The 12,338-nt window shown below is 67.6% G+C and carries 11 protein-coding genes; 3 read left to right on the plus strand and 8 right to left on the minus strand.

Features of this window, described 5'->3' with window-relative positions; genetic code table 11:
* Positions 1–113: 113 nt before the first annotated feature.
* Positions 114–617, minus strand: a complete 504-nt coding sequence (locus EV138_RS12700) for a DUF5709 domain-containing protein (RefSeq protein WP_133978925.1) — start codon at positions 615–617, stop codon at positions 114–116.
* 90 nt (positions 618–707) lie between these two features.
* Here EV138_RS12700 and EV138_RS12705 point away from each other — a divergent pair, with 90 nt between their 5' ends.
* Positions 708–1,862, plus strand: coding sequence for an FUSC family protein (locus EV138_RS12705; protein ID WP_133978927.1), 1,155 nt, complete (start codon positions 708–710; stop codon positions 1,860–1,862).
* Positions 1,863–2,261: 399 nt separating this feature from the next.
* On the opposite strand, the gene EV138_RS12710 is transcribed toward EV138_RS12705, so the two are convergent.
* Entirely contained in the window at positions 2,262–2,702 is a 441-nt protein-coding gene (locus EV138_RS12710; RefSeq protein ID WP_133978929.1) for an OsmC family protein, read from the minus strand.
* A 7-nt stretch (positions 2,703–2,709) separates the two neighbouring features.
* Positions 2,710–3,882 carry a phosphatidylinositol-specific phospholipase C1-like protein gene (locus EV138_RS12715; RefSeq protein ID WP_133978931.1) on the minus strand — a complete coding sequence of 391 codons (1,173 nt, stop codon included), beginning with the start codon at positions 3,880–3,882 and terminating at the stop codon, positions 2,710–2,712.
* A gap of 173 nt (positions 3,883–4,055) precedes the next feature.
* Here EV138_RS12715 and EV138_RS12720 point away from each other — a divergent pair, with 173 nt between their 5' ends.
* Positions 4,056–4,703: a TetR/AcrR family transcriptional regulator gene (locus EV138_RS12720; RefSeq protein ID WP_133978933.1), complete on the plus strand. Its 648-nt coding sequence runs from the start codon at positions 4,056–4,058 to the stop codon at positions 4,701–4,703.
* 151 nt (positions 4,704–4,854) lie between these two features.
* Here EV138_RS12720 and EV138_RS12725 read toward each other — a convergent pair whose 3' ends face one another.
* Positions 4,855–5,253 (minus strand): DUF3592 domain-containing protein, encoded by a 399-nt coding sequence (locus EV138_RS12725; protein WP_238158092.1) that lies wholly within the window; start codon positions 5,251–5,253, stop codon positions 4,855–4,857.
* Between the two features lie 173 nt (positions 5,254–5,426).
* On the minus strand, positions 5,427–7,325 hold the full coding sequence (locus EV138_RS12730; protein ID WP_238158093.1) for a DUF5107 domain-containing protein: 1,899 nt from the start codon (positions 7,323–7,325) through the stop codon (positions 5,427–5,429).
* 112 nt (positions 7,326–7,437) lie between these two features.
* Between EV138_RS12730 and EV138_RS12735 the strand changes: the two genes are divergently transcribed.
* Positions 7,438–9,093 carry an FAD-binding dehydrogenase gene (locus EV138_RS12735; RefSeq protein ID WP_133978937.1) on the plus strand — a complete coding sequence of 552 codons (1,656 nt, stop codon included), beginning with the start codon at positions 7,438–7,440 and terminating at the stop codon, positions 9,091–9,093.
* Between the two features lie 190 nt (positions 9,094–9,283).
* On the opposite strand, the gene EV138_RS12740 is transcribed toward EV138_RS12735, so the two are convergent.
* The 3 genes from EV138_RS12740 to EV138_RS12750 all read right to left on the minus strand — a co-directional run bounded on the left by EV138_RS12740 (position 9,284) and on the right by EV138_RS12750 (position 12,208).
* Positions 9,284–9,925 carry a hypothetical protein gene (locus EV138_RS12740; protein ID WP_133978939.1) on the minus strand — a complete coding sequence of 214 codons (642 nt, stop codon included), beginning with the start codon at positions 9,923–9,925 and terminating at the stop codon, positions 9,284–9,286.
* A gap of 423 nt (positions 9,926–10,348) precedes the next feature.
* On the minus strand, positions 10,349–11,317 hold the full coding sequence (locus tag EV138_RS12745) for a serine protein kinase RIO (protein ID WP_133978941.1): 969 nt from the start codon (positions 11,315–11,317) through the stop codon (positions 10,349–10,351).
* Between the two features lie 165 nt (positions 11,318–11,482).
* Complete coding sequence (locus tag EV138_RS12750; RefSeq protein WP_238158095.1) at positions 11,483–12,208, minus strand: putative quinol monooxygenase; 726 nt, start codon at positions 12,206–12,208, stop codon at positions 11,483–11,485.
* Positions 12,209–12,338 lie beyond the last annotated feature (130 nt).

Consider the following 12,338-nt stretch of genomic DNA (forward strand, 5'->3'; position numbering starts at 1 on the left):
GCAGCAGCTGAGCGAGCGACGAAAGAGCCCGCGACGCCGGGCGGGTGGGAGCCGGCCGACGGAGGAGCGCCCGTAGGCGGCGGCGTGGGCCAGACGACCTCAGCTCGACAGATTCAGTCCTCCAGGTCGCCGATGTCGCCCAGGTCGACGTCGCGGACGTCTTCGATGTCGGTTTCGTCCTCGTCGTCGAGCACGAAGGGTTCGTCGTCGTTGACGACGTGGACGGCTGCCTCCTCGGCGCTCGCGCCCGCGCCGTCGAAGCCGACGTCCTCGGCTACCAGATCCTTCTCGAGATCGGAGTGGGCGCCTTCGTCCGGTGCGACGAGCCGGCCGGAGCGGGCCTCGCCGACCTCGGGTCCGCCGACGTTCTCGTCCTCTTCCGCGTACGGGTCGATGTCCGGCTCCTCCTGGGCGATCCGCTGGTCCAGCGTCTCGCCCTCCAGCGCCTCCTCGGCGGTGGTGCCGAAGCCTTCTCCCGCGGACCACTTCTCCGGTGGCGAGTAGCCCTCGTCCAGCAGGTCGTCCACGCCGCGGTCGTTCAGCGTGTCCTCGGGCTGCAGCTGGTCCTCGTCGTCGACGCTGTAGCTGCCGTAGTCCTCACGGTTGTTCTCGGTCATGCCCCCACCCTGACCGTCCGCGGGGGTTGAATCAAGGCAGAGCGCGGCCGTGTCCCCTGGACGGCGCACGGCGTACTCCATGATGGTGGGATGGATCCGGTCAGGCTGACCCTGGAACAGCTGCGTGAGCTGCGTGACGACGTCGCACCGCAGGCTGCTCGCCGGTCCAGGGCCTCGGTACGCCGGCGCGTCGACCGCTGGCGCAACCGGGCGTTCTTCATCGCCCAGTGCGCGCTCGCCGCCGGTGTCGCGTGGGGATTGGCCCGTTATGTGGTCGGTCACAAGATGCCGTTCTTCGCGCCGGTCGCGGCGATGGTCTGCCTCGGGTTCAGTTTCGGGCAGCGGTTGCGCCGGGTGGCCGAGGTGATGGTCGGCGTGGCCGTCGGAGTCGGGGTCGGCGACCTTTTCGTGAAGATGTTCGGCACCGGGATCCCGCAGATCGTCTTCGTCGTCGCGCTGGCGATGAGCGTCGCCGTACTGCTCGGCGCGGGCAACCTGATGGTCACCCAGGCCGGCGTCCAGGCGGCGATGGTGACCACCTTGCTGCCCGATCCCGGGGCCGGATTCAGCCGCTGGCTGGACGCGGCGCTGGGCGGCGTGGTGGCGTTGGCGGCGGCAACGATCGCGCCCGCCGCGGCGATTCGTCGCCCCCGGCAACAAGCCACCGCCGTACTGAACGAGCTCGCCTCCCTCCTGGTCGAGACGGCCGACGGACTGCGCAACCACGACGAGAGCGACCTGACCGACGCCTTACGTCGGGCCCGGGAAAGCGAATCCCTGCTCGACGATCTCCGGAGTGCCGCGTCCGAAGGGGTCGCGGTGGTCCGGATGTCCCCGTTCCGGCGGCGGCATCGCGGCCGGGTCCAGGAGGTCGCCGACCTGGTCGTTCCACTGGACCGGGCGATCCGCAACATCCGGGTCCTGGTACGCCGGGCGGCGGTCGCTGTCTGGCGAGGCGAGCAGATCCCCGCCGAATACCCGCAACTGCTCGAACGCCTCGCCGACGGCACCCGGCTGATCGCGGAGTCCCTGTTCGAACCGGCCGCGGACGTCGCCGCCCACCGGGTCCTCGGCGAGCTCGCCCGCCGTACCGCGGACCTGCCCACGCCCGCCGGTCTGTCCGCCGTGGTGGTGCTCGGCCAGATCCGCTCGACCATCGTCGACCTCCTGGAACTGACCGGCGCGACCTACGAGGAAGCCCGCGAATTGGTCCCGCTGAGACCAGACGGCCTGGATGAGAAGTAGGTCACACCAAAAAGTTTTCCCGAATCTCCGTCATAGCCCGGGTCCGCGTGCGTCTCACTGGCATGACGATCCACCGATTGATGAGCGTTCTCGCCGCCGAGCAGACCGGTGAGACCCCCGCGGCCGACGCCGCCCCCGACGACCAGTTCGACGCCGCCGCCGAGCAGTAAGGCGCGAACCGGACGGACGGGCAGGCGACGCACCCGGACGGTCTCCCCCACCGAGGTAGACCGCACGGAGGTCGCACGACGCAAGAGGCGCCCTTGTGCGCAGCGTCGCCTGCACCGTCACCGGTGCTCTCACCACAGAGGGAGCACCCCAAACCACCCGCCGGGTCAGTCCTGACGCCGCTTGCGCGAGGCTCAGGGCCGACCGGCGGGTGGTTTTTTGGTGCCCGTACTACGCGACGGTGATCTCGGTAGTCACCGAGTTCGCGATGAAGCACTCCTCGTGCGAGAGGTGATGGATCCGCTCCAGGGTCTCCGCGTCCGGCGTCGGCCCGGCGAAGGTGATCTTCGGATGCAGCGTCACGTGCGTGATCGCCAGCTTGCCGGCCGCGTTCTTGGCCATCACGCCGACCGCGTGGTCGTCGTACGAGTCGACCACCAGCCGCTTCTTCGCGGCGATCGACAGGAACGTCAGCATGTGGCACGACGACAGGGCCGCCACGAACGCCTCTTCGGGGTCGACCGGCCCAGGACTGCCCAGGTACGCCGGATTGGCCGACCCGGGCACCGTGATCCCGCCGTCGAAGCGCCACTCGTGGTCCCGGCTGTAGGTGTCGTAGGTGAACTCGTGCTCACCGCGGCTCCAGCTCACATCGACCACGTGCTCCGACATATCGCGCTCATCCCTCCGAAATTGCTGCCAGCACCTTGGCCGGTGCCGTCACCGGATTGCATCGTACGGCGGCGCGCCCGGGCAGCTGAGCGACGAAGTCACTGTCGTACCGCGCGGCCATCCCCGCCACCGGGAAGTCGGTGGTCACGTACTGCGCACCGCTCGCCAGGGCGACTCCGACTCGGCTGGTCTCGTTCGCGCGGATCGTCGACAGGGGCTCGTCGGACCGGGTCCGGACCAGGTAGCCCTTCTTCACCAGTCGCTGGATCTCGGCGGTGTTCGCCCCGCGCGGGTCGTTCACCTCGGTGATCGCCGCGTCCGGCTCGCCCTCGGGACCGCGAGTGAAGACGGCCCGGCCCTCCAGGTTCGGCCGGCCCTCGCGGTACAGGTCGCGGATCTCGCCCGCACCGCCGTTGTCGAAGTAGAACATCACCTTGCCGCGGGCACTGGCCAGGCTGGGCCAGCCCTTGGTCAGCACCGACTGCTCCAGCGTCAGACCGTTCTTGCGGACGTCGTCCGGCGTGATCAGGTCGTCCGCGGCGAAGACCGAGCGGATCTCGGTGTCGACGCTGTTCAGGTTGGTCAGGTCCCACGGCGGTGCCTTCACGCCGCCGGCCGCGACCACGTTCGGGTCGGACTGCTTCAGCTCGAGGTTGATCGAGATCGGCGCGGCGTTCGGGTGCTGGTCGGTCCAGGTCTTGACCTGCTGCAGGCAGATCACGAACGTGCGGCAGTTGGTGTTGTAGTCGAAGTCCGGGATGTGCATCACCTTGATGCCGGGCTGGGCCAGCGCGGGGTCGGTGAGCGGACCCTGGCCGGTCAGCTTGCGGATCAGCGGGTACGTGTAGAGGCCACCGGCCGGGTCCGGGAACAGGTCGAACTCGAGCGTCCGGACGCGCTGGTCCTGCAACTGCTGCTGGATCGGGGCATGCGAGTACCACAGGTCCACCGAGCCCGGGTTCTGCTGCTTCTGCACTGCCTGCTCGGCCGGGCTGAGCTCGCGGTGGTAGGAGTTGTGCGAACCGATCTGCTGGACCTGGTTGATCCGCAGCCCCGAACTACTCGCGGTCCGCAGGGTGTCGGGCGTCTGCTTGGCGGGTGCCAGGGCCGAGCCGGCCAGGCCTCCCAGGGCGACGGTCGCGGACGCGAGTCCCGCGACCATCTTGGTGCCGATCTGCATCTGGATCTCCTTTAAAGATCTGGCGGTGGATCTGGGGGAAGAGTCTGGTCCAGACCGGTGTCACTGAGCTGGACGAAAGCTGTCATGGCAGGGACCAGCGGAGTTACACACAGGTTGATGACATCACCCGGTGTTTTGGCAACGTTGTCGCTTCCGCGGGGCACAATGAGGCCATGGTCACCACTTCAGCGAGCGCGGACCAGGCCTCGGGCGGCGAAACGGCGTATCCGTTGCGCCGGACCCCGACCCAGGACCGGGCCAGCCGCCAGGTCGAGCGGATCCTGGACGCCGCCTGCGCCGAGGTGGTCGAGCGCGGGTACGACGCGGCGTCGACCAGCAGCATCGCCAAACGCGCCGAGATCGCGGTCGGCAGCGTCTACCGGTACTTCCCGGACAAGCGCACCCTGATCCAGGCGATCGAGCGCCGTAATCAGCACCGCTACACCGAGGCTGTCCGGGAGCGCCTGGCCGTCGTCGAGGACTGGCGGCAGGCCGTCGACGTCACCTTGGACACCTTCCGGGAGATGCACCGCACGGATCCAGGCTTCCGGGCTGTCGTGCTGAGCGGGCTGGGCGATCCGGAACTGGAGGCCACGCCTGGCGAGTTCGACGACCAGCACGCGGGCGAATTCGCCGAGCTGCTGAGCACGCGGTTCGGAGCCCGGGACAGTCACGAGTTCCGGCTCAGCGTGACGCTGACGATCGCGATGGGCGAGGCGCTGGCTCACCTGGCGGACCGGCTGCCGGCCGAAGCTTCGGAGTACGTGCTGTCCCAGGGACGCCCGGCGCTGCACCGGCTGCTGGAGCCACACCTCCCGTAGCCGCGCTGCTCGAGCCAGGGAGGTCGGCTCGAGCAGATGGAGAACTACCGGATCAAGAACTAAAAGGCCCCCGCCACTCGGGCGAGGGATCGGTTGCACCGGCTTGTCGGAGGCCGGTTCCTGGGGATCGTCCGTCCCAGCCAGGCTTGAGCTAGGGCTGTGGAACAGGGTCCGATGACCGCGGCCCGAGCTGCGGCCAGTGACTGACCCGGCCCGCGATCCTGGCGCGACGGGGCGACCGTACGTCGTAGCTCACGATCACCCGGTCGTTCTTGGTGTAGACGAGCCTGCTGTTCACCGGCACCTTGCGCTGGACCTCGAACGGTCCCTCGCCGTGCCGCGTGTAGTACTCGACGGTGACCTCGACGTACTCCGCCGGCGCCCCGCCGACCAACTGACCCCGGATCGGGCCCCGGACCCGCACGACCCGCCCCGCCGTCTTCTCCTCGCCCGGATCGCGACGCCTCGCTCCCGCGACCACATCTGCCACGATGCATGCTGCGACCAGCAGCACCAGGCCGAACCCACCGAATACAACGATAGTCAACATGGCACTCACCCCCGACGCGCCGCCCGCAGCGGCGCGGTCGTCGTTGTCGATACAGCTGTGCGGCCTTCCCGCACGTCGGTTCTGACGCGGCCCGGAAGTGGCCGGTTCCCACCTTCTGGGAAAAGACTTCCAGTCGTCACCGAAGACCAGGGCAGCAGGCGATGGCCGGAACGCTACGAATCGCCCAACATGCTGAACTCGTACTGCGCGGGAACGGGCCGGTCCGTGCCCAGGCGACTCTGGATCTCCCGCCACAGCCCGGCCAGATCGTTCTCGCCCTCGCGAAGTCCGGGCAGTTCGATCCCCTCGTCCAGCAGCGCCTCTGCTCCCGACGGATCGCCGCTGAGCAGAAGCAGCCGGACCCGGGCAAGGCGGACTCTCGGATCCGCTCCGACCTGATCGGCTTGCTCGAAAATGCGTCGGGCCCGGTCAGCCTGACCGGCAGCGAGACAGGCGTTCATCGCCTCGGCGATCAACTCGGCCCGCGGCGGCGAACAGAGTTCCACCGCGCGTTCGTAGTACGAGTCGTCGCCGGTGGCGATCGCCAGGTTCCGCAGGGCCCAGGGGTTGTCCTGGGACTTGCGCCATGCGGTGATCGCGCCGTCCCGCTCGCCCGCGTACCAACGGGCGACGCCGCGGTGGTACCAAGTCAGCCAGTTGTCGTCCTCGACTACTTCGAGAAGGTCACGCCAGCCGACCAAGGTTCCGTCCGGTGCTCCGTCGCGCAATGGCATCCGCCCTTCGAGCACAGGCAACCAGGCCCGCTCGCGGTCCGACATGGTGTCGTCGGCGAACGGCGTACCGCTCGACACCTTCCAACCGGTACGGCGTAACTCGAGTGCTCCCCAACCGGAGCCGGCGAACAAGGTCTCCACCGGAGCCGCGTCCGCGACCGTCAGCCACCGGTCTTCCAGCCGCGTCAATTCGGTTGCGCTGAGCAACGACTCGACAGCTTCACCGACGCCCGTGCGAGCGGTCGCCCAGTCCTCCGCATGCGCCGCCCCCGGATCGACATCGAGCCGACCGTACGCTTCCAGCCAGTGCCAGTTTGTTGCGCCAGGCAACTTCAAGTGCTCGAGCTGGGTCCGCGCCAGGCCGGCCTGGATCTCGCAGTACCCATCGCCTTGTTTGCCCGGTGACAGCCACTCCTGCCAGCGGTGACCGCCGCGACTCTCGCCCCAGACGAACATCTTGCGACCCTGGAGCCGAGCGGTCGAGGCCTGCACCAACCCGTTGCCTTCAGCATCGAGTGCGGTGATCCAGGGCTGCTGCTCGGGTACCGGTTCGAAGAAGAAGTCGATCGCGCGCTTGTGCCGCATCGGATAGCTGAGGTCCACACCGTCCTCCAGCGGCACGTCGACCAGGTCCAGCCGGTTGCCGTAGCCGTGCTGCCAGGCCTGATTCGCGGGCACCAGGACCCGGGTCCGCGGCGTCTGCTCGACGGCGATGTTCGACCACCAGTACGCCGGGGCCGGGTCGCTCGACGGATTCTGGATCCGCGCGCCGACGTACAGGAACTCCGAGTCCTCCGGGAGCCAGAAGTCGAGCTGGGTGACGAGGTTGCGGGTGCGTTCCCACTCCCAGAGTCGCAAGATCGGCGTACCGTCCGGGCCTTCGACGCGGGCCGCGTGCATCGGTGAGCACGTGCCGGTCCAGTGCCCGGTGCTGCCGAGGTTCCACTCGACCCCGCCGGCGAACCAGGCGTCGCGGAGGGCGAGGTTGGCGGGCTGGAGCACCGGGTTGCGGTAGAGCAGTTCCTGGTCGCTCGGCTTGTGCACGAGCGAGTAGAGGCGACCGCCCAGCGACGGCAGGATCGTCGCGCGCAGGTGGTCGTTCTCCAGTACGAGTGTGGGGATCGGCCGGTCGACCAGGCGCCGGTCGTAGTTGTCCTGGAGAAGGCAGGGCAGCGGGTTGCTCAGCCCGCCGTACTGCGCGTTCTGCTGCAGCTCGGCGGGCAGCTCGGCCAGGTTGTCGAGCGGAGGGCGGCCTACCTGCTGGATCGGCGGAAGCGGATTCTCCGGTCCGAACGCGGCGGCAGGCAGGACCAGATCTTGCGCAGAAAGGATCGTCACCGCACTCATTCTGGCAACTTCGCGCAGGTGTAGTCCAGGGGTAGGCGGGGTCCGCTATACATAGGGGCACTGCGCGGGTTGCCGAACTCCCGTGCTCGCTGAGGGGTGGCACGTGGACGCTGATGTGATCGTCGTCGGAGCGGGGCTGGCCGGGCTGGCCGCCACCGCGGAACTGGCCGACGCGGGCAAGAAGGTGTTGCTGCTCGACCAGGAACCGGAGGCGTCACTGGGCGGCCAGGCGTTCTGGTCGTTCGGCGGACTGCTGTTCGTCGACTCCCCCGAGCAGCGCCGGATGGGCATCAAGGACTCCCGCGACCTGGCCTGGCAGGACTGGCTCGGTTCGGCCGGGTTCGACCGGCTGGACGACGAGGACAAGTGGGCCCGGCAGTGGGCCGAGGCGTACGTCGACTTCGCGGCCGGCGAGAAGCGGGCCTGGCTGCACGCCCAGGGCGTCCGGTTCTTCCCGGTGGTCGGCTGGGCCGAGCGCGGTGGGTACAACGCCGACGGCCACGGCAACTCGGTACCGCGGTTCCACATCACCTGGGGCACCGGACCGGGCCTGGTCGCGCCGTTCGAGCGGCGAGTGCGGGAGGCGGTCGCGAAGGGCCTGGTGGAGTTCCGGTTCCGGCACCGCGTCGACGAGCTGACGCTGACCGGCGGAGTGGTGGACGGCGTGAGCGGGAAGGTGCTGGAGCCGAGCGAGGTGGCCCGGGGCGTTTCCAGTTCGCGGGTCGAGGTGGAGGACTTCGCTCTGCGCGCGCAGGCGGTGATCGTCACCTCCGGTGGGATCGGCGGCAACCACGATCTCGTCCGTGAGCAGTGGCCGGCCCGGATGGGGAAGCCACCGGAGACCATGATCTCCGGCGTACCGGCGCACGTCGACGGCCGGATGCTCGCGATCACCGAAAAGGCCGGCGGCCGGTACGTCAACCGCGACCGGATGTGGCACTACACCGAAGGCATCCAGAACTGGGACCCGATCTGGCCGATGCACGGCATCCGGATCCTGCCCGGCCCGTCGTCGCTCTGGTTCGACGCCACCGGCAAGCGACTGCCGGTGCCACTGTTCCCCGGCTTCGACACCCTCGGAACGCTCGAACACATCATGACCACCGGCTACGACTACACCTGGTTCGTGCTGACCCAGAAGATCATCGAGAAGGAGTTCGCGCTGTCGGGCCAGGAGCAGAATCCTGACCTGACCGGCAAAGACATCCGGGGCGTGCTCGGCCGCGCCCGTGGCGGCGCGACTGCTCCGGTGCAGGCGTTCATGGACAAGGGCGCTGACTTCATCGTTCGGGACAACCTGAGCGATCTGGTCCGCGGCATGAACGAGGTCGCCGGTTCGAACCTGATCGAGTACGCCGAACTCGAGCGCCAGATCGTCGCGCGGGACCGGGAACTGGACAACACCTTCACCAAGGACCTGCAGGTCACCGCACTCCGTGGCGCCCGGAACTACCGCGGCGACAAGCTGATCCGGGTCGCCCCACCGCACAAGATCCTCGACCCGAAAGCCGGCCCACTGATCGCGGTGAAGCTGAACATCCTCACCCGCAAGTCGCTCGGCGGCCTCCAGACCGACCTCGACAGCCGCGTACTCCGAGCCGACGGCACCCCCCTCCCCGGCGTCTACGCAGCCGGCGAAGTCGCCGGCTTCGGCGGCGGCGGCATCCACGGCTACCGCTCCCTCGAAGGCACCTTCGTAGGCGGCTGCCTCTTCACCGGCCGCACCGCGGGCCGCGCTGCTGCTAAGGCGATTTCGTAGGTACATCCGCCCACGCAGGCTCCTGCGTCGCCTGCTCCCCACCCCCCAGCACGGACGCTCCTCCGTCGCGTCCTCGCTGCCTTTGGAAAGCGTCGACGACCCGCAAGTTCCCGGCGAGTCCTCTCGGTGTGATCCGGCGAGGCAAGGTTTGCCCTCGCGGGTGATCAGAGTGTCGTGGGTCTGCGAAGTGTCAGGTGGTCTTTCGCTGGAGAATGCGCTTTGCGTCTCGCCTGGTCAAGCTGTCGGGGTACTGTTTGCTGATAAGCGTGAACGACCCGGCGTCGGCGGGCTGCCAGAACCTGGCCACAATCTTCATCGCTTCGACGAATCGGTAATCGGTCCAGCGCCCCAGGTCCTCTGTGACGATCTTGCGACAGAAGGCCTCAACGTCAGGATCCTTGAGTTTTGCCAGCGAGCTGAACCAGTAGACGCGAAGATCTTCGACGTCTGCTGATTTCTTGGGCGCGAGGGTTGGGTCGCTGCACATCTCGAGCACGAAATGGAGGTCTTCTGGCATTACGCCGTGCCGGTACACCTGACTCACGTGACGCAGCAGATCGCGGTTAGGGAAGGCGCGTTCGCCGCCACGCCAGTTCTTGATCGCGTCACCAGCGATCTGAGTCAGCAGCACGTGTACGCGCTTAAGGTGGTACGAAGTGCGCAGTGCAGCGATCAGGACCTCAAGGACAACAGGTCCCGGCGAGGAGTCGACGAGCCGTTGACACCCGGCGAGGATCTCGTCGTTCGGCGTGAGCACCCAGGGATTCCCGAAGTGTTCACCCCTGCCAAGCTCAAGGCCCAGCGTGTTGGCTATATGGGCTTCTGCCTCCACCCACGTCCGCTCGTAGTCGAGGCTCGCCAGGAAGGCCTCAGTATCGCGAGATGATGACAAGGCCTCGGATCACCAATCCTCGGAGTCGACCATTTAGCTTTACACCGTAATTGACTCTGATCACGAAACGATGCCATTGGAGAGCCGGGCACAAGCGGCCGATCGGTCAAGGACCGACCGCCGTGCCAAGTCTCCGGCGATTCCTCGCCATCCGTGGTGGCGAGGGCCAGGGGTGGGACCTCGATCCGTCCATGGCAGTTGCTCGCTGATGGGTTGAATTCCGATGAGGGCGACAGGCGGAGTAGTCCGACTGCAGTTCCTTCCAGTTCGGCCAAGGCAGCAAAGGGTGCGACGGAGGAGCGACCGTCGCTGGGGGGTGGGGAGCAGGCGAGGAACGAGCCTGCGTGGGCGGGGTTCCTTTGCTCAGAAGACCATCGTCAGGAGGTCGGCGAAGAGTTCGTGTTCGTCTACTTCCAGGCCGCGGTTGGTGAACCAGGTGGACATGTTGTGGCAGTCGCGCATCAGGAAGTCCATGCCCTTGGGGTTGCCGACGATGTCGACGACCTGGGGGAGGTCGATCATGACGATGCGATCGCCTTGGGCCAGCACGTTGTAGGGCGAGAGGTCGCCGTGGGCGAGACCGGCTCGGGCCAGCTCGCGCATGCCGTCGCGGACTTGTTCGTAGTACGACGCGAGCAGGTCGCCTTTGGGGCGGACCTGGGCGAGCCGGGGTGCGGCGCCGCCGTTGCCGTCGTCGATGAACTCCATCAGGAGTTCGGTGCCGTCGACCTGCACCGGGTACGGCACCGGGACGCCGGCTTTCCAGAGCCGGCAGAGCGCGTCCCATTCGGCGTAGGCCCATTGACCGGCGGCGACACTTCGGCCGTGCGCGGTCTTCTTGGCCATGGCGCGGGTGTCACGGCTGTTCCTGGTCCGACGGCCTTCGACGTACGACGTACTTCGGTGGAAGGACCGGTGTTCTTCGGACCGGTACCGTTTGGCGGCCAGCAGGGACCGCTTCGCGGGGTTGTCGCCGATGGCCTGGACGGCCCGTTCGAGCAGGAAGACGTCGGCTTCCTTGCCGGTTTTGAGGATGCCGAGCTCGGTGTCGATCGCGGCCTGTTCCGTCACCACCCAGTCGGGTCGTGGATCCGGGCCGCGAGAACCGCGCTCGACATCCAGCCAGGTCGACCAGCGTTGATCGGGATCGAGCTGTTCGTCGACCGCGGCGAAGCGGAAGACGAACGCGTCGGCGACATCGGGTTCGGAGTCGTCGGCGGTCAGCGCGGCCCAGCGCGAGTCGAGGTCGGCGAAGTCGGAGTGGTCCTGCTCAGCGAATTCGGGAGTGGAGTCAGTGAATTCGGGGTTCGTGCGAAAGACGTCGGAAGACATCGGGTGTGCTCCTGAAGGAAGAGGTGAGGCTGACGCGGGCATGCCGCAGCACAGTGATGGACATCCGTTCAGCCCTCCTTCGATTCAGGCAGCACTCTTAGCTGCACAGGCGAGACCAGAATGCAGGCTCCTCCCGGACCCCGCAACCGAATTAATCTCGACTACTCAGCGGAACTGGGAGCGGGCGGTCGGGCGGAGCCGGAGCAACTGGGGCGCAGTGGTGCTCCGGCAGGTGAGTTCGGGCAGGAGTTTGGTCTGCCAGACGCGAGATCCGGCCAGCAGGCGACGATGTTCGGCGTACGCGCTGTCGCTCGGGAAGGTGGCGAGCCAGACGAAGACGGTTTCGTCTCGTAAGGGCAGCGCGGGGAAGTTGTTCTCCGCGTCGAGGGTCTCGAAGGTCGCGGTGAGGACGGCCCCGGTCCCGGCCAGGGCCGGCGCGAGCTGGTCGGTGAAGAACTCCACGAAGCCGTCGTCCACCGTACGGCGGTGGTACACGGCTCCGGCGACCACGGAGCCGGGGACCTCGGTCGCGCCGATCGGCGGGCGGGGTGCGTCGAGAGCCGGGAAGCCGGGACCGAGTTCGATCGGCTTCAGCAGCAGCGCGTTGTCCGAGTCGAGCATAGTCGCGTTTGCCTCGCCACCTCGTGCCTTCCAGACCGGGCCGTAATAGAAGCCGTTGAGCGCTTTCGCCCGGGCTTCGAGGTCGGTGAAGCCGCGTAACCAGACGAACCGGTCAGGGTCGTCGAGATCGCGGAACTGACCGCAGATGTGCATTCCCTCGACCTCCTGCCCTTCGACGAAGGCCTCGTCGAAGAGGTCGACCAAGGCATCCCGCTGCCCGGGCAGCAGCGTGTACTGCCGCAGGTCGAGCACCGCACAACATTCCGTCATCCGAACCTCCGCATCGCTGGTACGCCGTCAGTCAACCGGCGAAGGCTGACAACACCCGTCAGTCTTTGCCGCCGAGCCGGTCTGAAATCGCAGTCGTTGGGTACGGGGAAGTACTGCAGTCCGATCCAAC

Origin of the sequence: Kribbella voronezhensis (genome assembly GCF_004365175.1) — a bacterium.
GTDB lineage: Bacteria > Actinomycetota > Actinomycetes > Propionibacteriales > Kribbellaceae > Kribbella > Kribbella voronezhensis.